At 63.9% G+C, this 20,558-nt stretch carries 22 protein-coding genes; 14 read left to right on the forward strand and 8 right to left on the reverse strand.

Annotated features, from left to right (window positions below; translation table 11 throughout):
- The first annotated feature begins 158 nt into the window (after window positions 1-158).
- Together O3299_RS07195 and O3299_RS07200 are read left to right on the forward strand one after the other, a co-directional pair.
- On the forward strand, window positions 159-563 hold the full coding sequence (locus tag O3299_RS07195) for a ribonuclease domain-containing protein (protein ID WP_099667959.1): 405 nt from the start codon (window positions 159-161) through the stop codon (window positions 561-563).
- A gap of 244 nt (window positions 564-807) precedes the next feature.
- On the forward strand, window positions 808-1,455 hold the full coding sequence (locus tag O3299_RS07200; RefSeq protein ID WP_305061916.1) for a hypothetical protein: 648 nt from the start codon (window positions 808-810) through the stop codon (window positions 1,453-1,455).
- An 18-nt stretch (window positions 1,456-1,473) separates the two neighbouring features.
- On the opposite strand, the gene O3299_RS07205 is transcribed toward O3299_RS07200, so the two are convergent.
- Window positions 1,474-2,979, reverse strand: a complete 1,506-nt coding sequence (locus tag O3299_RS07205) for an anion permease (RefSeq protein ID WP_289897881.1) — start codon at window positions 2,977-2,979, stop codon at window positions 1,474-1,476.
- A gap of 264 nt (window positions 2,980-3,243) precedes the next feature.
- Here O3299_RS07205 and O3299_RS07210 point away from each other — a divergent pair, with 264 nt between their 5' ends.
- On the forward strand, window positions 3,244-4,389 hold the full coding sequence (locus O3299_RS07210; RefSeq protein WP_305061917.1) for an acyltransferase: 1,146 nt from the start codon (window positions 3,244-3,246) through the stop codon (window positions 4,387-4,389).
- 233 nt (window positions 4,390-4,622) lie between these two features.
- Window positions 4,623-5,396: a ferredoxin--NADP reductase gene (locus tag O3299_RS07215; protein WP_035818959.1), complete on the forward strand. Its 774-nt coding sequence runs from the start codon at window positions 4,623-4,625 to the stop codon at window positions 5,394-5,396.
- Between the two features lie 66 nt (window positions 5,397-5,462).
- Here the strand turns inward: O3299_RS07215 and O3299_RS07220 are convergent, their stop codons facing one another.
- Entirely contained in the window at window positions 5,463-7,115 is a 1,653-nt protein-coding gene (locus O3299_RS07220; RefSeq protein WP_305061918.1) for a phosphoethanolamine transferase, read from the reverse strand.
- 217 nt (window positions 7,116-7,332) lie between these two features.
- Here O3299_RS07220 and O3299_RS07225 point away from each other — a divergent pair, with 217 nt between their 5' ends.
- Window positions 7,333-7,908: a type 1 glutamine amidotransferase family protein gene (locus O3299_RS07225; protein WP_305061919.1), complete on the forward strand. Its 576-nt coding sequence runs from the start codon at window positions 7,333-7,335 to the stop codon at window positions 7,906-7,908.
- Here O3299_RS07225 and O3299_RS07230 read toward each other — a convergent pair.
- The 3 genes from O3299_RS07230 to O3299_RS07240 all read right to left on the reverse strand — a co-directional run bounded on the left by O3299_RS07230 (window position 7,905) and on the right by O3299_RS07240 (window position 10,174).
- Window positions 7,905-9,377, reverse strand: coding sequence for a serine hydrolase domain-containing protein (locus O3299_RS07230; protein WP_305061920.1), 1,473 nt, complete (start codon window positions 9,375-9,377; stop codon window positions 7,905-7,907). The genes O3299_RS07225 and O3299_RS07230 overlap by 4 nt on opposite strands.
- 85 nt (window positions 9,378-9,462) lie before the next feature.
- Window positions 9,463-9,792, reverse strand: coding sequence for a hypothetical protein (locus tag O3299_RS07235; RefSeq protein WP_305061921.1), 330 nt, complete (start codon window positions 9,790-9,792; stop codon window positions 9,463-9,465).
- Between the two features lie 7 nt (window positions 9,793-9,799).
- Window positions 9,800-10,174 (reverse strand): hypothetical protein, encoded by a 375-nt coding sequence (locus O3299_RS07240; RefSeq protein WP_143451570.1) that lies wholly within the window; start codon window positions 10,172-10,174, stop codon window positions 9,800-9,802.
- Between the two features lie 307 nt (window positions 10,175-10,481).
- Between O3299_RS07240 and O3299_RS07245 the strand changes: the two genes are divergently transcribed.
- From O3299_RS07245 to O3299_RS07285, 9 genes are all read left to right on the forward strand, one after another.
- Window positions 10,482-10,667, forward strand: a complete 186-nt coding sequence (locus tag O3299_RS07245; RefSeq protein ID WP_251348681.1) for a hypothetical protein — start codon at window positions 10,482-10,484, stop codon at window positions 10,665-10,667.
- 204 nt (window positions 10,668-10,871) lie between these two features.
- On the forward strand, window positions 10,872-11,057 hold the full coding sequence (locus O3299_RS07250; RefSeq protein ID WP_099376727.1) for a hypothetical protein: 186 nt from the start codon (window positions 10,872-10,874) through the stop codon (window positions 11,055-11,057).
- A gap of 64 nt (window positions 11,058-11,121) precedes the next feature.
- The gene (locus tag O3299_RS07255; RefSeq protein WP_305061922.1) at window positions 11,122-12,135 is read left to right on the forward strand and encodes a RimK family alpha-L-glutamate ligase; all 1,014 of its coding nucleotides are present in this window, start codon (window positions 11,122-11,124) and stop codon (window positions 12,133-12,135) included.
- Complete coding sequence (locus O3299_RS07260; protein WP_305061923.1) at window positions 12,117-12,983, forward strand: hypothetical protein; 867 nt, start codon at window positions 12,117-12,119, stop codon at window positions 12,981-12,983. Before O3299_RS07255 ends, O3299_RS07260 begins: the two co-directional genes overlap by 19 nt.
- On the forward strand, window positions 12,977-13,498 hold the full coding sequence (locus tag O3299_RS07265; protein ID WP_305061924.1) for a MauE/DoxX family redox-associated membrane protein: 522 nt from the start codon (window positions 12,977-12,979) through the stop codon (window positions 13,496-13,498). The genes O3299_RS07260 and O3299_RS07265 overlap by 7 nt, the downstream gene beginning before the upstream one ends.
- Window positions 13,498-14,052 (forward strand): hypothetical protein, encoded by a 555-nt coding sequence (locus O3299_RS07270; RefSeq protein ID WP_305061925.1) that lies wholly within the window; start codon window positions 13,498-13,500, stop codon window positions 14,050-14,052. The genes O3299_RS07265 and O3299_RS07270 overlap by 1 nt, the downstream gene beginning before the upstream one ends.
- Window positions 14,049-15,821, forward strand: a complete 1,773-nt coding sequence (locus tag O3299_RS07275; protein ID WP_305061926.1) for an ABC transporter ATP-binding protein — start codon at window positions 14,049-14,051, stop codon at window positions 15,819-15,821. The genes O3299_RS07270 and O3299_RS07275 overlap by 4 nt, the downstream gene beginning before the upstream one ends.
- Before the next feature lie 11 nt (window positions 15,822-15,832).
- Window positions 15,833-16,234: a GFA family protein gene (locus O3299_RS07280; RefSeq protein WP_305061927.1), complete on the forward strand. Its 402-nt coding sequence runs from the start codon at window positions 15,833-15,835 to the stop codon at window positions 16,232-16,234.
- A gap of 109 nt (window positions 16,235-16,343) precedes the next feature.
- The gene (locus O3299_RS07285) at window positions 16,344-16,592 is read left to right on the forward strand and encodes a DUF3297 family protein (RefSeq protein WP_010398340.1); all 249 of its coding nucleotides are present in this window, start codon (window positions 16,344-16,346) and stop codon (window positions 16,590-16,592) included.
- Between the two features lie 65 nt (window positions 16,593-16,657).
- On the opposite strand, the gene O3299_RS07290 is transcribed toward O3299_RS07285, so the two are convergent.
- Genes O3299_RS07290 through O3299_RS07300 form a run of 3 tightly spaced genes read right to left on the reverse strand, consistent with a single transcriptional unit; the run spans window position 16,658 to window position 20,476 of the window.
- Complete coding sequence (locus tag O3299_RS07290; protein WP_305061928.1) at window positions 16,658-17,536, reverse strand: DNA-binding domain-containing protein; 879 nt, start codon at window positions 17,534-17,536, stop codon at window positions 16,658-16,660.
- Entirely contained in the window at window positions 17,526-18,452 is a 927-nt protein-coding gene (locus O3299_RS07295) for a DUF692 domain-containing protein (RefSeq protein ID WP_305061929.1), read from the reverse strand. Before O3299_RS07295 ends, O3299_RS07290 begins: the two co-directional genes overlap by 11 nt.
- On the reverse strand, window positions 18,452-20,476 hold the full coding sequence (locus O3299_RS07300; RefSeq protein ID WP_305061930.1) for a ferritin-like domain-containing protein: 2,025 nt from the start codon (window positions 20,474-20,476) through the stop codon (window positions 18,452-18,454). The genes O3299_RS07295 and O3299_RS07300 overlap by 1 nt, the downstream gene beginning before the upstream one ends.
- Between the last annotated feature and the right edge of the window lie 82 nt (window positions 20,477-20,558).

Here is a 20,558-nt window from a genome sequence, read left to right on the forward strand (position 1 = left end):
GTAAATATATGGTTATTTATCGAAGAGTGACAATTGAATAGTAATTTTTAAAAAAATACTACTATATTCAGCATTGCAGTGATGACACCGGCCGCCCGGATTCCGGCCGCATCCGCAATAGCCCATCCATTGAACGCAGCACCAACGAAAGCTTACCGATGAAAATTCAACGCGCAACAACCTGGTCGCTTGGTCTTATCGTGGCAGGCGCCCTGTTCTCTTCCCAAGCCTATGCGGCGAAAATCCCCGATTGCGGCAAAAGGGAGCCGAGCAAAACCCTGCCCACCCCGCAAAATAGCGAATACGACGCATACCGCAACGCGAAAACGAGCGCGGTGGCGGGCGGTCCGGGCAATACCGTGTTCAATAATAATGAAAAGCGTCTCCCTGCCGCCGGCAAGGACGAGATTTATTATGAATATTATCTGGGTATCGGCGGCGATGGCGGAGCAGGTTCGCATCGCGCGGTATTGCTAGTGCAGACTCCGGCGGGCAAACGCAAGCTGGTGGAGCGCTATTACACGCAAGACCACTATGCTTCCTTTTGCAGCCTGAAGAATTAATCGTTCTTTATTAATTTCCAGCATTATTCAAGCGGCTCAGGTAAATTCCTGGTGCCGCTTGAAATACCCGCATATCAGGTTTGATATTCAACTGTGCTGACTGCGCCCATTTAATGGATATTAGCGCAGGGCCGCAAAACAGGCTTTGATCTGCAACAACTCATCAAGCGTGCATGCGGGAACCGCCCGCTTGCGTATATGATGCCGCCTGGACAAGATGAAATGGAAAGGCTGGCGGCGGAGAATGACAACGATCACCGGGCGATTGCAGGAATGCGGCATCGATGCGGCGCAGGCAGACGCCCTCGCGCATGATATTCAACACAAGAAATATGGTCCCTTGCTGCAGCAGTTGCTGCTGCGCGGCCTGTGGTCCGACGTCATCGACGAGTCCATGCCGCAGCCGCAATGGCTGGAACGCTGGCGCGAACTGGGAGAATCAGGCTTTCCCTTCATCAACTCCCCTGCCCTGCAGCGCCTGCTGGACGCCGGCGTTGACGTGCACGACCTGACGGACGTCGTGCGTTCCGCGCAGGTATTGACGATCTATAACATCGCCCAGCTGATCGACGAACCTTGCCGCGACCTCGGCTACGATCTGGAGGAAACGCCGGATCTGGCGCTGGCGGCCGTGGACGACGCCGGCATCACGCACCGTTACGGCAGCCTGCATGATGCGCTGGAAGAAAACGACCCGGCGGGCCGCCACGGCCAGCCCCGCACACTGGAACTGCGCCAGTTCGGCGGCTTGCCGGGCGAATTGCAGAGCGAAATCAAGGACTTGCTGGCGCAAAAGGCGTGGTCGCAGGCGGCCGTCCTGTGGAAACGCGCCGCGGGCGGCGAGCTCAAGCACTGCCTGGCGACGGTGCAGAGCCTGGCGCGCCAGCTGTAGCGGCGGTGATAGCCTGCATTACCAGTAGCCGAGCACTTTCCACCAGGTGGTGCCCACGACGGCAAAGATCAGCAGTTCCACCACGCACATGATGAAGCCGACGCGCCACCAGTTGCCCATCGTCACGAAGCCGCTGCCGAAGATGATGGGCGACGTACCCGTCGCATAGTGGGTCAGTGTCATCATGATGGCCGAGCCGGCCGTCATCATCAGCATGAACGGCACGTGGTATTCGGCCGGGATCAGGTGCAGGCCCACCGTCAGGAAGGCCAGCAGCATGGCGCTGATGTGGGCCGTCGTGCTGGCGAAGAAGTAATGCGAGAAGACAAACACCAGCACGAGGACGCCGGCGATCGGCAGCCAGTCCATGCCGCTGGCGATAATCGCCGCCTTCATGCCGGCCGAGAACCAGGCGATCACGCCCGTCTTGTTCAATTGCTCGGCCATCATGACGAGCGCGCCAAACCACACGAGGGTGTCCCAGGCGCTCTTTTCCGACAGCACGTCATCCCAGTCGATGGTGCCGGTAATGATCAGCACGAACAAGCCGACAAAGGCGACGACCGTCGCATCGAGCGAAAACGCGGGACCGAACAGCATGGCTGGGACGTTGGCCCACAGCAAGAGCAGCAAGGCAAAGGTGCCCAGCATGACTTTTTCCGACGGTGACAGCGGGCCCATGCTTTTCAGTTCCGCCTTGGCATAGGTGACGGCGTCCGGTGTGGCTTTCAGTTCCGGCGGCGACAGCCAGTAGATGATCAACGGCATCGCCAGCAGGCAGACCAGGCCCGGCAGCAGCATGCACAGGGCCCAGGTGGTCCACGTCAGGTGGAAAGCCTGGCCGCTGGCCTTGGCCACGAAGTCGACCACCAGCGGGTTCGGCGCCGTGGCCGTCAGGAACATGGCCGACGTGATCGGGTTGGCGTGATAGTTGACGAGGGCCAGATAGGTGCCGACTTTCTTTTCCGTGCCCTTGGCCGGGTCCGAATCGAAGGCGTTGGCGATCGACTTCATGACGGGGTGGACGATGCCGCCGCCACGCGCCGTATTACTTGGCGTAAACGGTGCCAGCACCAGTTCGCAAATCGCCAGGCCATAGCCGATGCCCATGGTGCGCTTGCCCAGCAGCGAGATGAACAGCAGGCCGATGCGGCTGCCCAATCCCGTCTTTTTCAAGCCGCGCGAAATCAGGATCGCCACGACGATCAGCCAGATCAGGGGATTCGAAAAACTGCTGAGCGCATCCGTGATGGCGCCCTTGGACGAGGTCGACGTCACTTGCGACAAGGACACGATGACGATGGCCATCATCGCCATCACGCCGATCGGCATGACTTTCAGGATGATCGCCAAAATCGTGGTGAGGAAGATCGCCACCAGGCCCCAGGCCTTGGGCGTCAAGCCATCCGGCGCCGGCAGCAATAGCATGCTCACCAGCAAGACCGTGCAAATCAGGGCGGGGACGAGGCGGAATGGGACGGCTTCCTTGAAATGCAGGAACATGTCGCGCACTGTTTTATACATCTTTATTACCTTTCGCTGTGGGCCGGGCATCGTGGCAACACGCAATCGTGCACGCAGATTCATGGGGCTGGAAGGCCAAAAAACGCCCCCGCGAGATGACAGATGCCCAACAATTCTGTTCGGCAATATCATACACGCAAGACTTCCCCGCCCCCTGCTCCGTTACGGCAGCGCGCGTCCTTATCTTCAAAATCATTGACCGGCAAGCGACACCTGTCACATAATTGCCCCTTGCGTCGCCAACCATCTTGCGAAGGACTCATATTGAATATCCGGAACAGCCATATCGACGCGCTGCGCGGCGCCGCCATCCTGTGCGTGCTGGTGCTGCACTTTGCGCTCGCCTATGGTTTGAAGAACAGTCCGCTCGAAATCCTGCCATCCTGGCTGCTGCGCGCCGCCTACCAGGGCAATTACGGCGTGACCGTGTTTTTCGTCATTTCCGGCTACCTGATCACCTCGACCTCGCTGCGCCGCTGGGGCGACCTGGCGCGCATCGACCTGGCGGCGTTTTATGCCTACCGCATCGCGCGCCTGCTGCCCGCGCTGCTGCTGGCCCTGTCTATCATCGTACTGCTGGGCGTGCTCGACGTGCCCTTCTTTGCCAATTCCGATGGCGGCAAGGACTTGCCCGCCAGTTACTTCGTCATCGCCATCGCTTCCGTCCTGACCTTCTGGCACAACGTGCTGATGCAAAGCGCCGGCTATTTCAATTACTGCCTGAACGTGTACTGGTCGCTATCCGTTGAAGAAATGTTCTATCTGCTGCTGCCCCTGTCGTGCCGCGTGCTGCGCCAGCGGCACTGGATCATGCTGCTGTGCGGCGCCGCCATCGTCGCCGGCCCCGTGTACCGCAGCCTGCATGTGGGCAACGAGATTTACTTCATGTACGGCTACCTTGCCTGTTTCGACGCCATCGCCATCGGTTGCCTGACGGCCCTGCTGACGCAACACTGGCAACCGGGCGCGCGGGCCGGGCGATTCTTGCGCTGGACGGCGGGCCTGGCCCTGGCGGCCCTGTATGTGCGCGGCATCGGCGGCCATGAGGTGTTCGGTTTTACGTGGGTCGCCGTGGCCGGCGCCGCCTTCATCGCGGGCGCCACGGCGGGCCAGGCGGCCGGCCGGGGCCTCCCCGGCCCGCTGCAATGGCTGGGACGGCACAGCTATGAGCTGTATTTGTTCCATATCATCGTGCTGGCCGGCATGCGCAATCTGGTCGACAAGGCGGGCCTGGGCTACGCGGAACGGCTGCCTTGGCTGGCGCTGTTCCTGGCAGCGACGGCGCTGGCGGCCGCCCTCGTGGCCCGCTACGTGTCCGACCCGGCCAATGCCGCCCTGCGCCGGCGCTTCCGGGGCGCCGCCACGGCCGCGCCGGCGTGCGCTGGCGGCAGCCCTGGCGCGGCGCCCTGAAAAACTGAGCCAGGTCAAGAGTCCGCATGCCCGCAGCCCGTTTACGGGCGAATTCCAGCCCGATCTTGCCAGCCGCACTATAATGTTGGCACCGTGTGCGGCAGCATTGGCGGCGATAGACGGTAACAATTTCGTGTGGAGGCCGGTACAATAGCGTCTGGGCCTACACAGGGTTTCACTTTTGCCAGCAGTTGCCAGCAACTAACCATTTTTTTGACCAGCCAACAAATACTATGAGTTCGATGAATGAAGAGCGCGTTTTAAGCGTGCACCACTGGACGGATACCCTGTTCTCCTTTACCACCACGCGCGACCCGTCGCTGCGTTTCTCGAATGGCCACTTCACCATGATCGGCCTGCGCGTCGACGGCAAGCCATTGCTGCGCGCCTACAGTATCGCCAGCGCCAATTACGAAGACCACCTGGAATTTTTCAGCATCAAGGTACCGGGCGGTCCGTTGACGTCGCGTCTGCAACACTTGCAAGTGGGCGACACCGTCATCGTCGGCCGCAAGCCGACGGGCACCCTGGTGTCCGACTACCTGCTGCCAGGCAAGCGCCTGTACATGCTGTCGACGGGCACCGGCCTGGCGCCTTTCCTCAGCATCGTGCGCGATCCGGACATCTACGAGCGCTTCGACGAATTGATCCTCGTGCACGGCGTGCGCCAGGTCGATGAACTGGCTTACCACGATTTGCTGGAAGAGCACCTGCCGAAGCATGAGTTCCTGGGCGAAATGGTCAGCGACAAGCTGCGCTACTACCCGACCGTGACGCGCGAAGACTTCCGCAACATGGGCCGCATCACCGAACTGATCGAAAACGGCAAGCTGGCCGAAGATCTGGGCGTGCCGGCACTCAATCCTGCCGAAGACCGCGTCATGATCTGCGGCAGCTCGGACATGCTGCGCGACCTGAAAGAAATGCTGGAAGCGCGTGGCTTCAAGGAAGGCAATACCTCGACGCCTGGCGACTTCGTTGTCGAGCGCGCGTTCGCCGAGAAGTAATCCGCAAGGTATCCGCAAGACCCGAGGCCCGGTCCCGCCGCACACTGCGGCGGCGCGGGGCCTTTTTCATTGCCGCGTCAGCGGGCCAGCGGCGCGCTGGTAGCGCAAGCCATTCATGAAGCGCTGTACGGGCAAGAAGGCGCTGCTGAGGATATCGTCCTGCGCCGCGTAATAGCGCGTCTCGATCTTCAGCAAGCCCAGCACGGTCGCATCGAGCTTGTCCGTCTGGTAGGGCCGGCTTTCCAGCGCGGCGCGCGCGGCCGCCGATTGCGGCGCCTGCCGGTTATTCCAGATCAACATGGGAATTTCATAGCCGCTCTTGTCCGAGGCCGAATGGCCCGCGTGATTGCGGCTGTAGCCCACTTCCTGCCCGTGGTCGGAAACGAACAGCAGCGACGCGGCGCGGTCCGTCTTGGCCTTTTCCGTCATGCCGATCAGCGTACCGAGCACATAATCGCCATAGCGGATGGCGTTGTCGTACTCGTCGCGCTGGCTGCGTATCCAGCTTGACCTGCCCTGGTGTTCCATCTGCGCGCTGACGGCGTCGTGCGCCCGGTCGAAGTGCGCAAAGCGGCTGGGGTAGCGCATGTCATAACTGGGATGCGCGCCCAGCAAATGCACGACGATGAGCTTTTTCGGCGCCTCGTCGCGCAGCGCATGGGCGAATGGCTGGAACAGGTTGCCATCAAAATTGTTTTCGCCACGACCGGTGCCGTAGTTGATGAAGTCGCTTTCATCGGCCTCGCCCGCCAGCAGCCCGATCCAGCCATCGTTGCGCGTCTGGTTCGACACCCAGAACGTCTTGTAGCCGGCCGCCTCGGCCAGCATCAGCAAGTTCGGCTTGGCCATCCACGCATCGGGGTTGCCGATATCGGCCGGCGTGAGCATCGTCATCATCGATTCCACCGTGCTGGCGGCCGGCGAAATCACATCGTTAAATACCAGCAGTTTCGACCGCAGAGCGTCGAGCTGGGGCGTGGTGGCGCGCGGATAGCCATACAGCGACATCGAGGCGCGGTTGGTGCTCTCGCCGATCACCAGGATGACGGTGCGGGCATCCTCGCCCGCATAGCGCACGTTCCAGTCGCGCGGCGCGGCCATGGCCGCCGTCAGCGCGTGCTGCATGGACTTCATCACCGCCAGTTGCGCGCTGTATTGCTGGTAGCGCAGCGGCCAGAACAGGGCAGGATTTTCGCGCCGCATGGTGGTATTGACGTGCAAGGACACGAGCAATGCGGCCATGAAGACGGCAAAGCCCTTTTGCGGCAAGCCCGGCGGCGTACTGTCGCGCCCGGCCTGCCAGCGCTGCAACTGGCGGTCAGCCAGCAGCACTGCCGCCGTCACGAGCACGAACCAGCCGGCCGCTTGCGCCAGGGCGACGCTGTTGTGCAGGAAAAACTCTCCTGTCTCGGCTTGATCTGTCGCAAACATCGCCTGTAAAACCGCATTGGGATTCGGCCGCATGCCAAAATAGCCACGCAAGAAGCCCTTGATGGCGACATCGAGGTAAAACACGGGCACGACGACGCGCACCAGCACGGTAATCGCGCTGGCGCTGGCATTGCCGCGCCACGCATACAGCACGCCGCCTACGCCCAGCAGGAAGGCCGCCAGCAAGACGCTCAATTTCAGGCATTCGTTCGCGCTTAACTGATCGAAGAGGAAGAACAGCAGCAGGCCAGCAATGCTGAACAGGACACGGCAAAACAGAATCAGCATGGCGGCGGCAAGTAGGAGGTAATCAACAGGCGTACATGGAACAGAGTCATGCCCGCGGTAACGGGCCTGCGATTGTAGCGCAGGCTGTTGCAACTCGTGCCATCATTTTGCGTGGGCTCCTGACAGAAATTGTCAGTGCTTTTTATTATGCTTTCGGCACCAGCAGGCAAGCCAGCCTGTATTCATATTGATATCTCCACCTGCGACAGGACTTTTCATGACACGTGCCATTACCATTCTGACCGAGAACTTTGCCGATTGGGAAACCGCCCTGATCAATTCCACGGCGCGCCTGTACTACGGCTTCTACACGCAGTTCGCCACGCCGGGCGGCTTGCCCGTCACTTCGTCCGGCGGCATGCTCGTCACGCCGCAACTGGCGCTGGAAGAAATCCATCTCGAGGAACTCGACTTGCTGATGGTGTGTGGCGGCAGCCACTGGCAAAGCGGCAAGGCGCCCGACCTGGGCCCGTTGCTGCGCGCCGCGCGCGACAAGAATGTCGTGCTGGCAGGCATTTGCGACGGCACGCGCGTGCTGGCGCAAGCCGGCGTGCTCGACACCGTGCGCCACACCTCCAATTCCGCCGACAACCTGGCCGGTACCGGCTATGCGGGCGCTGCCCTGTACCAGGACGTGCCGTGGGCCGTGGCCGACCAGCGCATCATCACGGCGCCCGGCACGGCGCCTGTCACTTTCACGCGGGAAGTCTTGCGCGCCCTGGGCATCGCCGATGACAACCTGGCCGCCTACCTGGCCATGCACGGCGCCGAGCACGGCAAGACGGCACCTTAGTTGGCGCCCAGCACGCGCAGGCGCTCGGTGGCGTGCGTATTGCCCGGGTCCAGTTCCAGCGAACGGCGGTAATGCGTGATGGCTTGCGCCTTCGCGCCGTCCGCCTCGTACGCTTCGGCCAGGCTGTCGTGGCCATTCGCCCCTTGCGGGTACAGTTGCACGCCCAGCTCGAAGACGGCGGCCGCCTGTTTCGGCTGCTGCCGGCCCAGCAGGCGGTAGCCCCAGGCATTCAAATCGTCTTCCGTGGGCGCGGACAAGCCGTGCTGGCGCCGGATGGCCACCAGCTTCTGCTCCAGCCCGTCGAAACCGCTGCTGGCCGCCTGCTTGCGCAGCAAGTGCGCAGCATACGCGCCGCCCCGCTGCTGGCGCAGGGCGGGAAGGTAGAAGCCGGCGACGGTATCGATCAGCTGTTCCGGCTGGCCGCCGGCCAGGTTGCTGAGGATAATGACGGCCAGGTCATCGTCCGGATACACATAGAAAGCCGAGCGGGCGCCGCCGATGCCGGCCACGGCGCGGTGCGCATCGCGGCCGATGGCGGGCCAGCCCAGCGCCCACGCCCCCGGCTTGCCATCCTTCAGGCTGGTCGGTTGCCACAGCCGTTCCACGCTGGCGGGCGCCAGCAAGCGGCCCGACTGCAGCGCGATGAGCCAGTTGGCCAGTTCGCCCGCATTGCTGTTGATGCCGGCCCCGGCCCGCATGAACACGGGGAAATCCTCGATCACGTTGCGGTAGCCCTTGCCTCCCCGGTCCAGCACGTAGGAACTGGCCTTGTTGGCGACCACGTCCTTCGCATCGCCAAAGCCGCTGTGCGGCATGCCGGCCACGTCGAATTGCCGGCGCTGGATGAAAGCGGTAAACGGCTGGCCGCCTTGCAGCTCGATCAATTGCGCCAGCAACACGTAATTGGTCTGGTTATAGCGGTAGCGCTCGCCTGGCTGGGCTTCCACGGGCAGCGCCTGCACGGCAGTCCACGCCGCATTGGCATCGTCCGGCTGCGGCCCCACCAGCTTGCCGCTGCGCTGGTCCAGCACGTCGGGCAAGCCCGAGGTATGGTTGAGCAATTGGGTCACCGTCACGGCTTGCCAGGCGGCAGGCAAGCCCGTAAGGTACTGGCCGATGGGTGCCGCCAGGTCGATCTTGCCCTCTTGCACCAGTTGCATCACGGCCACGCCCGCAAACGCTTTCGTTGCCGAATTGATAGAAAACAGGCTGGCGTCCGTCACCGGCACCTGGTATTGCAGGCTGGCCAGGCCGAAATTGCGCGACAGCACAACCTTGCCATGCTGAATCACTGCCAGTTGCAAGCCAGGAATCTGACGCTCCTGCATTTCGCTGCGCACAAAGGCGGCGATATCCTGTTCCGCGCGCAAGGCTTGCGGCTGGCTGGTGGCAGCGGCAGCCGCGGTGACGGGAGCCGCCACGGCAGCGAGCGCCATGACGAGCAGGAAAGACGGGAGGCGTGGCTTCAAGATAAGGCTTTCGACAGTTGAAAACGGAACAGCAGCATCCCATACCTATTTATCAACGTCAACGACAATCTTGCCGGTCGGAAAGTTACTCTTCCAGCCACACATCCTCATACCCTTCCCGGTCGAGGATGAACTTGGCGCCGCTGGGCAAGGCCAGGTAATCGACCACCTGCGGCAGCAGCTCGTGCAGGTGGTCCGCATGCAGGGGCTGGTAAAAGCCACTGGCATCGTCGTGCTCGCCGCAGTGGATGAACCAGCTGACGGTGCCGTTCTCCGGCAGCACGATGCGCGTGCCGTAGATGGGCGACTGGTCCAGGCTGCCGATGGCGAGGGCCACCATGGGCTCGGGCGCTTGCGCGGGCAAGCCGAATTTGTCGCAGATGCGCTGCTGTGTGTCGCTGATCGGTGCGGTCATGGTGTTCTCAGGATCCGATGTAGTGGTAATGGAGGCGCAGCGCGCCGTCGTGGCTGGACATTTCCAGGTGCAAGGTCGCCTCGCCCGGCTGGCCATCGGCCAGCAACAGGCATTCCAGGCCCAGCGGCCCGGCATCGGTGGCATACACATCGACGGCCACGCGGCCCCCCTTGCCCGGCACAAAGGCTTGCGCCAGCGGCGCCAGGGACAGCGCCTGGTTTGCCGCAAAATAACTGTCGAGCATCTCGATGATCTCGTCGGCCACGCCGGGCGACAGGCCCCAGTCGCGTTGCAGCGCAACAGGATCGCGCCGGTCGAGCGTCTGCACGAACGCGGCGGCCTGCGCATATGCCAGCTGCCGCAAGCTGTCTGTGATGGCCATGTCCATAGAGCGATTCCTGCCTTATCCATTCAACAGGCGCCATTATAGTGCGTGCCCGCGCGCATGGTCGATCCGTTTTCCATCGATAATCAGGCATATTGCCACCCATTTAAAATGGGCCGATATTATTTATCGCACTGCAATAATATAAATGGCCTGCGTGATATTTGGTGAGTATTTCAGAAAGATAATAGCGAATACGATTCAATTCAAGTTGACGCTTATTTATTCCAGCGCTAAGATCGAATGGCCATATACCATGGCATACAACGCAAGCAGTACTTAACCATCACAAGAGGATAGTACAATGCAAAATCAAACCAAATTGTTCGCATTCAAACTGGCAGAGAAACAGGAACAAAAACCGGCGGTGCCCGCCACCGCCTGGAAAGTGCGCGACGGCGTCGCCGTGGCCGGCTGCACCGCGGTGCAAGCTGAGCAATACCGCGACTCTTCGCGCTTCCAGCCGAACGACCGCGGCCAGTATTGCTGATCCCCGGCACGCCATAACCCCTGCCAGGCGTGGGGGTTTTATTCAATCTTCCATATTCAAACTGGCGCCGGCGCCAATTCCGGCGCGGCTTTTCTGCGCGCAATGCATAAAGCCATATGATCGCCTTTCAATTGGCGATTCCATTTTTTAAATATGTATTTATCGGTAAAAACCGGAACATAACCATTCATAGAGGATATTCCCATGCATAAAGAAACCAAACTGTTCGCATTCAAACTGGCGGAAAAGAAGGAACAGGAAAAACCGGCCCTTCCCGCGCCCTGGAAGGTGCGCGACGGCGTCGCCGTGGCCGGCTGCACGGCGGTCGACAGCGAAGAGCAATACCGCTATTCGCGCATCGGTTCCAGCGATGGCGGCGAGTTCTGCTGATACGTTCCAGCTGAAAGCCTTGCCACGGCAAGGCTTTTTTCCTTCCCTTACGCAGGCCCCCTCCATGCACAAAAAGGTCTTGATCATCAGCCATAGCGGCGATCTGCACGCCGACCTGGTCGGATCGCTCCTCGCCGCCCGCAGCCATGCCCCTTTCCGTATCGACCTCGACGCCTTTCCCCGCGAGTACCAGCTGTGCCAGCGCGTGCAGGACGGCCGCGCCAGCGCGCGCCTGCGCCGCCTGCCCGACGGCGACTGGCTCGACTTGCAGGACGTGGGCGCCGTCTGGCTGCGCAAGGCGGCCGACTATGCCTATGCCAGCGCCGACCTGACGCCGCAGGAGCGCGCCTATGCGCAGCTGGAAACGGAGCAAGCCGTCTTCAGCGTGCTGTACGGTCTCGATTGCTACTGGCTCAGCCATCCGCTGGCCCTGCGCGGCGCCCAATGGAAAGGCGAACAGCTTGCGCGCGCCGCGCGCATGGGCTTTCGCGTGCCCGCCACCGTCATCACCAACGTGCCCGACGACGTGCGCGCCTTCCGCGCAGCCGTCAAGGGACCCATCATTTTCAAGTCCATGTCCACGCCCAGCCTGGCCGCCGAAACGGTCGAGGAGGTTGACAGGGTCAGCGCCGGCATCGGCACCACCATCGTCGACGACGCCATGCTCGACAGCCTGGACGCCGTCGGCGAACTGAGCTGCCAGTTCCAGGAATATATCGCCAAGCAATACGAACTGCGGATCACCGTGATCGGCAAGCAATTGTTTGCCGCGCGCCTGTATTCGCAGGACGATGCCCGCACGGCCATCGATTCGCGCGACATGTCGGCCCCCATCCGCTATGAGGCCTGCACCTTGCCGGCGGAAATACAGCAGCGCTGTCTCGCTTTCGTGCACAGCTACGGCCTCGAATATGGCGCCCTGGACCTGATCGTCACGCCCGAGGGCGAGTATGTTTTCCTGGAAAACAATCCTGTGGGTCAATTCTTGTACGTACAACAACTGGTGCCCGCCCTGCCCCTGCTGGAAAGCGTGGCCGATACCCTGATCGAAGGAGCCGTATGCCGCAGCCCGACCTGAACCGGATCCCCGTCCAGCTGCGCGAGCTGGAACAAGTGCGCGACAGCCGGGCCATCGTCCTGGCCGCCTCGCACCTGGACATGGAATTGCTGCCCGCCTTGTACGAGCTGTGCCAGGGTATCGGCCCCGTGGCGCGCCTCGACGTCGTGCTGCACGGACGCGGCGGCATCGTCAACGCGGCGCGCCGCATCGCCCTCCTGCTGCGCCAGCATGCGCGCCACCTGAGTTTTATCGTGCCCTTCCACTGCGAATCGGCCGCCACCCTGCTGGCCCTGGGCGCGGATGACATCATCGCGGGCGACCTGGCCCTGTTCTCGCCCATCGACCCGCAGCTCGAAGGCGCGGATGGCGGCGCCTTTTCCAGCCTCGACATCAAGGTCTTCGGCGACATGGCGCAGCAATGGTTCGGCGTGGATGCGGCCGAAGCGCGCCAGCAATCGCTGTCTTTGCTGTGCGGCAGCATCTTCCCCCCTTCCCTGACGGCCTTTTACCGCACCACGCTGGAACTGGGGCAGATCGGCGAGGAATTGCTCGCCTGGCAATTGCCCGATGCCACACCCGAGGCGCGGCGCGCCATCGTCGCGCAACTGGTGACGGGTTATCACTCGCACAACTATGCGTTGACGCGCGAAGAGCTGGCCCGGCTGGGCTTGCGCATGGAGCGCGATGCGCATGCCGAACGGCTGGGCTGGGCCATTTCGACGCAATTACAGGCCAGCATAGGCGGCGCCCTGCGCAGCGCGCCGGACGAGCCGTGGACCGATGCCCTGCTGGCCACGCGCGACGGCGTGCAGCTGCGGCGCCAGCGTCCGGGCGGCTTTGCGCCCGTGTGGAGCACACAATGCTGACGTCCGTGCTGGCCACGTTACTGGCCGATACGACGCGCTACTGCATCGCCTTGCTGCTGCTGGCGGCCAGCGTGGGCAAGCTGCGCAGCTACGGCGACTTTCGCGGCAATCTGGCCACCTCGTTCGGCGTGCCGCCCGCCGCCGCCAGCCTGGCCGCGCCGGCCCTGGTGATGGCGGAATTGTCGCTCGCCGGCTGGCTGCTGGCCGGCGGTACCCACATACCGATGCTGCTGTCGCTCTTGCTGCTGACTACCCTCACGGCCGTCCTGGCCTGGCGCTATTTCACGCACAGCGTGGTGCGCTGCAGCTGCTTCGGCGAAGCGGCGCGGCCCGTGTCGCGGTACGACTTGCTGCGCAACGTGCTGGCGGTGGGCATCAACGGCGCCTACTTTGCGCTCGCGCAAGAAGCGACCTTGCCCGTAGCCACCACGGCATTGGCAGCCGGACTGGCTGCCATCGTCTGCGTGGCCACGATTTCCCTGCACGACATCGCCACCCTGGCAAAGGCCGACTGATGGATGCCACCACCTTGCAATGGGTGCTGGCGGCCCTGGCGTTTGCCGTTGCGGGCAATATCTGGCTGAGCCTGGCCGTGCTGCGCGCCAGCCGCCGCGAACGCCTCGCGCCCTTGGCGCTGGAGCCGGGCCAGCCCCTGCCCGCCGTGCAAGCCCGTCCGCTGGCTGGCGGCCCGCGTTTCCAGCCGGGCGCGGCCGGCCAGGCGGCCGTGCTGCTGTTCCTGGCCAGCCGCTGTCCGAAATGCGGGGAAAAGCTGGCCGGCATCGAGCGGCTGCTGCCGCTGGCGCAGGAAGCGGGCCTCGCCCTGTGGCTGCTCAGCGAAGAACCGGCCCGCCGGCTGCGCGCCTTCTTGCCCGGCGACAGCCTGCGCTCGGCCACGGCGCGGCTTGCCCTGCGCGACTACCGGCGCGTGAATCCCCAGATGAGCTCGCCGTCTTATGTCTTTGTCAATTACCAGGGACAAGTGGAAGCGGCCGGCCTGATCGGCGACGAAGACTGGCTGGCCCTCGTCGGGCAATTGCACGCCGAACCGTCGCAGGAGCGCGCCGCATGAGCCATCTGAATGTCGGTCCCCATCTCGAACGGCTGCGCCTGCTGTATCCCGTGCGCTGGCGCATCGCCGCCGGCTTGCTGTGCATGGCCCTCACCGTGGGTGCGCAGCTGGCGTTTCCGCAAGCCATCGCGTATTTCATCGACAACGTGGCGGAACTGACCCGGCGCGGCGTCACGCCGGGCATGGTGGCCGCCATGCTGGCCTTCAGCCTGCTGTATGCGCTGATCACGACCGCGCGCTTCTATCTGCTGCAGTCGGGCGGCCACATGATCGTCATGGGCGTGCGCCGGCGCCTGTTCGACGTGGTGATCAACCAGCCCATCGCCTTCTTCGACAAGCACCATGGTGGCGAGCTGAACAGCCGGCTCACGTCCGACGTGTCGGCCCTGCATGAAAGCCTGACCATCGGCGCGGCCAATGCCTTGCGCTCGGTTGCCGTGTTCATCGGCGGCATCGCCATGCTGCTGCACCTGTCGCCCATGCTGAGCCTGCCCCTGGCCCTGTTCATTCCCATCAGCCTGTACTTTGGCAAATTAACCGGCAGTAATTACCGCCAGCGTGCGCGCGCCATTTCCACCAGCCTGGCCGCCAGCGGCAAGGTGGCGCAAGAGTATTTTGCCCATGCGCGGCTGGTGCAGGCGTTCAACCAGCAAGGCGGCGCCATGGCCCGCTATGCGCAAGCCATGCGGCAATTGCTGGACGTGTCCCTGGCCGGCACGCGGCTGCTGGCCGTGTTCCAGGGCGCGCAAGGCTTGCTGGCCTTCGTGGCCCTGCTGACTACCTTGTGCTTCGGCGCCCACCTGATCGGCCAGGGCCGCTTGAGCGTGGGCGAACTGACGGCCTTCGTCATCTATGCCAGCATGGTGACGGACACGGCCGGCTCCATCAGCGAGTTCTGGAACACGTGGATGCGCACCATGGGGTCGACCGACCGCATCTTCGACATCCTGCGCAGCCACCGCGCCGTGCCCGAGGCGCCGCCGCAGCCGCCGCTGGCCGGCCATATCGCGCTGCGCGACGTGCGTTTTTCGTATCCCGAGCGCGCGCAAGTCATGGCCCTCGACGGCGTCAGCCTGTCCATCCGCGCGGGCGAAAAGATCGCCCTGGTGGGCGCCTCGGGCGCGGGCAAGTCCACCATCGCCAGCCTGGTGCTTGGCCATTACCGGCTTGACGGGGGCAGCCTGCAATTCGACGGCATCGATGCGCACGTGCTGGGCGTGACGCAGCTGCGCCGCCAGATGGCCGTGGTGGAGCAGGAACCGGCCCTGTTTTCCGGCAGCATCGCCGACAATATCGGCTTTGCCGTGCCGGACCGCCAGGTGACGCGCGACGAGATGCTGGCGGCGGCGCGCCTGGCGCACGCCCACGATTTCATTGCGGCCTTTCCGGACGGCTACGAAACCCTGGTGGGCGAACGGGGCGTGCAATTGTCCGGCGGACAGAAGCAGCGCATCGCGATCGCCCGCGCCATCCTGCGCGCGCCGAAAATCCTCATCCTGGACGAAGCCACCAGCGCGCTCGACGCCGCCAGCGAACAGCAGGTGCAGCTCGCCCTCGATACCCTGATGCAAGGACGCACCACCATCATCATCGCCCACCGCTTTTCCACCATCGTCAAAGCGGACCGCATCATCGTCATGGACAAGGGCCGGATATGCCAGCAAGGCACGCATGCCGAGCTGCTGCGCGCGGGCGGCCAGTATGCGCGGCTGATGCAGCAGCAGCTGTCGCAATTCCAGCAGTTGCATGACAGCACGGCAACACTGTAAAGTAAGTCACGATGAAAAAAACCTGTCATGGCAGTTGCCACTGCGGCGCCGTGCGCTTCGCGGCCGAGATCGACCTGGCGGCGCCCAGCCTGCGCTGCAACTGTTCCTATTGCCTGAAAATCCGCTGCTGGGCCAGCCTAGTGCCGCCCACGGCCTTCCGCCTGCTGGCCGGCGAGGCGGACTTGAGCGAATACCGCTTCGGCGCCGGCCGCGAACGCCATTACTTTTGCCGCCACTGCGGCGTGCGCCTGTTCGGCCGTGGCGATTCCGCCCGCAGCGGTGCGTTTGTCGGCATCGGCGTCAACTGCCTCGACGATGCCTCGGCGGCCGAACTGGCCCGGGTGCCCGTCACCTTTGTCGATGGCTTGCATGACGAGTGGAATGTGCCGCCGCAGGAAACACGGCATCTGTAGGGCGTAGGCATCGCTGGGAAGGGAAATGCGGGAGCGCCGCGCCGCGGCCGGCCAGATAAGCACGCGCACCCCGTTGTCTGGATCGGCATTCTGGGCGATAATTACGCCCATGAACGATACCACCACCTTACCCCCATTGCCCGATCGCCTGTCGATCGACCCCAGCAGCCCTTACCACGTTGCAGCCGTGTTCGAGAACGACGTCGGCATCCGCTTCAACGACAAGGAACGTCTTGACGTGGAAGAATATTGCATCAGCGAACGCTGGATCAAGGTCGCTTCCACCAAGTCGCTGGACCGCCGCGGCCGTCCGCTGCAGATCAAACTGAAGGGCAAAGTCGAAGCGTTTTACCGCTAAGCAACGCATTCAGCTGTCATCGAGGCCGATTTTCATCGGCCTTTTTTGCGTCCGCTGCTTTCCTCTCAGGCATCGCAGGCGACCAGCCCGGCCGCGGCCGCCATGGGCAGCCACAGCATGGCGTCGGCCAGCACCTCGTCCGCCGCCCTGCCGCTGGACTGCGCCGCCTGCCGCGCGCACTGCGCCAGCGGCGCGCCGCCGGCCAGCGCTTGCAGCCAATAAAATTGCCAAGGCTGCAACTCTTGCATGACGAGCCGGTAATGCATGCGCGTAATGGCGACAAAGGCGGGACTTGCCTCCGGCTGGGCCGGCACGGCGTCGCCGGGTGCGGCCTGCGCCCGTTGCCAGTAGTCGCACAGGGGGAACGACAGGGCCAGCAGCCGCGTGCACGGCGCCAGGCGCCAGGCAGGTGTATTTCCTAATAGCAAGTCCAATCCGGAAGGCAGCATGGGCGGCGCCAGCTTTTCCAGGCCCGGCGCCCTGCCCGCCTCGCTGCGTGCCCGTTCCAGCTGCGCCAGTTCCACGGGAAAGCGCAAGGCCGCCCCTTGCGCGCCGGCGGCGCGCTGGGTGGCGGCGAGAAAATCGGCAAAGCCGCCGCCCAGGTCATACAAGGTCGCGGAGGCGGACGGGTGGCGCCAGACATAGGCGCGCGCAAAGAAGGCGAACAGCTCGTCGCCCATGACCTTGCGCAAGACGGGATAGTCGGCTTGCAGGCATTCGAGCAGGCGCAGCACGTAGCCGTCCGCATGGATGTGCAGCGGCGCCGGCCCGCCCCTGGCCCGTTTCAATACTTGCTCCTGCGTCAAGCCATGGCGCTCGCTGGCCAGCTGGACGCCGCGCGCCGCGCCGCCCGGCGCCGTCATCGCCGTCAGGAACCACGCCTGCAATTGCGCCAGCGGTGCGCGGGCGTCGCCAGATTCGCCTGCGGCGGTGCTACGGGGCATGGGCCGCCTCCAGGTGAAAGCCCAGCGGCGCGGAGACAGCGGCGGCAGCCGTGGCGGGCGCCGCATCCGCGAATTCTCCCCGTTCGGCCGCGCGCGCCTTGTCGAGCTCGGCCAGCAACTGCGGGTACGGGGGAATGCCGGCATCCCATTCCAGCAGGGCCGATACGCCGCCCGTCAGCCGCTGCGCCAGCGCGTACAGACGCCACACGGCGGCCGGCACGGGTGCGTCGTGGGTGTCGATCAGCACGGCGCCGCACACGGTCGGCCCGGCCAGGTGGATCTGCACGATGTGCGCGTGCGGCAACTGGCGGATGTAGGCGGCCGCGTCATAGCCGTGGTTATGCGCGCTGACGTGGACATTGTTGACGTCAAGCAAGAGCCCGCACCCCGTATCCTCGGCCAGGCGGCCCAGGAATTCCCATTCCGGCATGCTGGACTGGGCAAACTCCACGTAGGTGCTGGGGTTTTCCAGGACCAGGGGACGGCCCAGGAATTCCTGCACTTGCCGCACGCGTCCCGCCACGTGGCGCAGGCTGGCCTCGTCCAGCGGCAGCGGCAGCAAGTCGTGGCTGTTGAGCGAGGCGGCACCCGTCCAGCACAGGTGGTCGGAAATCCACGCGGGCCGGAGCTCGCCGGCCAGCTGGCGCAGCTTGCGCAGGTAGCCGAGATTGAGCGGATCGCTGCTGCCGATCGACAGCGACACGCCATGCATGACGATGGGCACCTGCGCCGCCACCTGCTCCAGCACATGGCGCGCATAGCCGTGGTTGTCGATGAAATTCTCGCTGATGATCTCGAACCAGTCCACCTGCGGCCCGTGGCGCAGGATGTGTTCATAATGCGGCGGGCGCAGCCCCACGCCCAGGCCCAGGTTCGGCAAGCCCAGGCGTGGCGGCACCCCGTGCGTGGCCCGCATCAGGTCGACGGCGGCAAGGCCAGGCGCAGGTCGGTGGGCGGCGGCGGCGCCCCCACCGGCGTGCCGCGCGCCGCCATCACCTTGCCGTAGGCTTCCCAGGCCTTGTCGTAGACATTGTCGCCCAGCGCGAAACTCATGGTCTGGCCCAGCGGAATGCTGCGGTGGTCGGGTGCGGGACCGAAATCGTACAGGGTCATGGTGGCGGGCTCGGGCGGTTCCTTGCCCGAGGTGTTCGGATACAGTTGCGAGGCCGAAATCGGCACGGCGCAGCCGCCGAAGCCGCCGCATTTGTTGTCGCTGGGCGCGCTGTAGACCTTGTCGGGCTGCGGCGGAGGCGGCGGCACGTAGCACGGCGTGCCCGGCGACGCGGCCAGCTTGACCGAGTGGCCGCAGGACGAGCCGCCCGTGTCGGCCTGGGCAAAGCCGCAGCCGCCCTGGGCGTGGCAGCCGTTGGAACCGCGGCAGGTATGGTAGACGGCCAGTGCGGCGCAGGTGGACGACGCTTCGCCCTCCAGGTGCATGCCCTGGCAGGCGTGGTACAGCACGCTTTTCTCGGCCAGCGGCACGCCCGTTGCCAGGTTCGGCGCCTGGCCCAGCACGGCCCAGCAGATGGCCATGCGGTCGCCCGCGCCCACCATCGACGGATACGGGAAGTCCAGGTCCTGGTTCAGCCAGTACTTGTCCAGCACGGAAGTGATGCCATAGATGGCGCCCGTGGCGACCGTGCTCAGCATCCCCAAGGTGCCGCTGCTATCCTTCAGGCGGTTCAGGGCGCCCGCCACGGCCGCCGGCGCCGGGATATTCCTGGGCGCGGTGGCCGGGTTGTAGCGCTCGTTGGTCAGCATGGCCTCGCTCCAGCGCCCCCCGTCCTGGTGCCAGCCGGCCCAGGTTTTTACGGGCAGCATGGCCTTCACCTGGCCGAAACGCTCGTAGTGGTCGAACGGGGCGCTGTCGTGGCGCGCCTGCGCGTCGCGCGATTCCGCATCCTTGCCATTGTTCGCATAGGACGGATAATCGCACTTCAGGGCGGCCAGGTCTTCGCGGTAATCGGGCTGCACGGCCATCAGGCGCTGCGCCGCGTCGCGGCGGTAGCGCTGGATGGCCGTTGCGCTGCCCTCGCCCTGGTCCGTGATGGCCGCCATCATGTCGATGGCCTTGTTGAACGAGCCCGTCTGGCCGCCATCCTGGTCTTGCGGGCCGAAACAGGTGTCGAACTTGGGAAATTCCGCCCGCGCATGGCCCTGCACCTGGCTGTTGAACATGTCTTGCTGCACCGAGCCGTTGACGAACAGCTTTTGCCACAAGGTCTGGCCATCCGCGTATTCGATGCCGATGTAGCGCGCATAGCATTCGTACATGTAGCCGATGGTGCCGAACAGGGGCAGATCCTGCACGTGCTTGCCCGGCGTCCAGCCCACGAACGGTACCTCGGGGAAATATTTGGTGTGGTTGTGCTTGTCGAACTCGGCCAGCTGGGCCCGTGCCTGCTCTTCCGGCTGCTCGATGGCGAGGAACAGGTCGCACTGGTTGGCGTTCAGCTCTTCCAGGTTGACGCGCACGTGACGGTAGCCGGACGTGTCCTGCAAGTCGACGATGTGGGGGATCACCGTGCAGCTCTTGCCATAGCAAGTCCAGCCGTGGTCCTGCGATTGCAGCTCCGAACCCGTGAAGCATGGCGCCGTGCCGATGGCCGTGGCCAGGTTGGCCGCCATCTGCAGGTGCAACATTTCCTGGATGAAAACGCTGAAGATGATATTGAAGGCCTTTTGCTCCGCCAGCTCGGGGCGGGCCGTGGTGCCCATGCCCGGCCACTGGCGGCCTTCGTAATACGTGATGCCTTTCGAGTTGATCTGGTGCGTGCCCTGGATCGAATACATGGTGGCCATGTACAGGGGAATGGTGAACAGTTCGACGCTGACGGCCGCCTGGGCGATGGCGCGCACGGCGGCCTTGTCGGTGTCCAGCATGTCGAGCGGACGCCCGGTGATGGCGGGCTGGGTGCTTCCTAAAACGGGCATTTTCATTCTGTATCTCCACAGGAAGGATGCGTTTCGGATATCGGGCCGCGCCGCGCCATCTGCGTGCGCCGATCACGGCACAGAAATC

This window comes from Janthinobacterium sp. SUN176 (genome assembly GCF_030587335.1).
GTDB classification, from domain to species: Bacteria; Pseudomonadota; Gammaproteobacteria; order Burkholderiales; family Burkholderiaceae_D; genus Janthinobacterium; species Janthinobacterium kumbetense.

Bases quoted from the DNA above. Each gene is read 5' to 3' on its own strand.
- O3299_RS07195 (WP_099667959.1), top strand. From the start codon at position 159: ATGAAAATTCAACGCGCAACAACCTGGTCGCTTGGTCTTATCGTGGCA.
- O3299_RS07200 (WP_305061916.1), top strand. From the start codon at position 808: ATGACAACGATCACCGGGCGATTGCAGGAATGCGGCATCGATGCGGCG.
- O3299_RS07205 (WP_289897881.1), bottom strand. From the start codon at position 2,979: ATGTATAAAACAGTGCGCGACATGTTCCTGCATTTCAAGGAAGCCGTC.
- O3299_RS07215 (WP_035818959.1), top strand. From the start codon at position 4,623: ATGAGTTCGATGAATGAAGAGCGCGTTTTAAGCGTGCACCACTGGACG.
- O3299_RS07220 (WP_305061918.1), bottom strand. From the start codon at position 7,115: ATGCTGATTCTGTTTTGCCGTGTCCTGTTCAGCATTGCTGGCCTGCTG.
- O3299_RS07225 (WP_305061919.1), top strand. From the start codon at position 7,333: ATGACACGTGCCATTACCATTCTGACCGAGAACTTTGCCGATTGGGAA.
- O3299_RS07235 (WP_305061921.1), bottom strand. From the start codon at position 9,792: ATGACCGCACCGATCAGCGACACACAGCAGCGCATCTGCGACAAATTC.
- O3299_RS07240 (WP_143451570.1), bottom strand. From the start codon at position 10,174: ATGGCCATCACAGACAGCTTGCGGCAGCTGGCATATGCGCAGGCCGCC.
- O3299_RS07245 (WP_251348681.1), top strand. From the start codon at position 10,482: ATGCAAAATCAAACCAAATTGTTCGCATTCAAACTGGCAGAGAAACAG.
- O3299_RS07250 (WP_099376727.1), top strand. From the start codon at position 10,872: ATGCATAAAGAAACCAAACTGTTCGCATTCAAACTGGCGGAAAAGAAG.
- O3299_RS07255 (WP_305061922.1), top strand. From the start codon at position 11,122: ATGCACAAAAAGGTCTTGATCATCAGCCATAGCGGCGATCTGCACGCC.
- O3299_RS07260 (WP_305061923.1), top strand. From the start codon at position 12,117: ATGCCGCAGCCCGACCTGAACCGGATCCCCGTCCAGCTGCGCGAGCTG.
- O3299_RS07265 (WP_305061924.1), top strand. From the start codon at position 12,977: ATGCTGACGTCCGTGCTGGCCACGTTACTGGCCGATACGACGCGCTAC.
- O3299_RS07270 (WP_305061925.1), top strand. From the start codon at position 13,498: ATGGATGCCACCACCTTGCAATGGGTGCTGGCGGCCCTGGCGTTTGCC.
- O3299_RS07275 (WP_305061926.1), top strand. From the start codon at position 14,049: ATGAGCCATCTGAATGTCGGTCCCCATCTCGAACGGCTGCGCCTGCTG.
- O3299_RS07280 (WP_305061927.1), top strand. From the start codon at position 15,833: ATGAAAAAAACCTGTCATGGCAGTTGCCACTGCGGCGCCGTGCGCTTC.
- O3299_RS07285 (WP_010398340.1), top strand. From the start codon at position 16,344: ATGAACGATACCACCACCTTACCCCCATTGCCCGATCGCCTGTCGATC.
- O3299_RS07290 (WP_305061928.1), bottom strand. From the start codon at position 17,536: ATGCCCCGTAGCACCGCCGCAGGCGAATCTGGCGACGCCCGCGCACCG.
- O3299_RS07295 (WP_305061929.1), bottom strand. From the start codon at position 18,452: ATGCGGGCCACGCACGGGGTGCCGCCACGCCTGGGCTTGCCGAACCTG.
- O3299_RS07300 (WP_305061930.1), bottom strand. From the start codon at position 20,476: ATGAAAATGCCCGTTTTAGGAAGCACCCAGCCCGCCATCACCGGGCGT.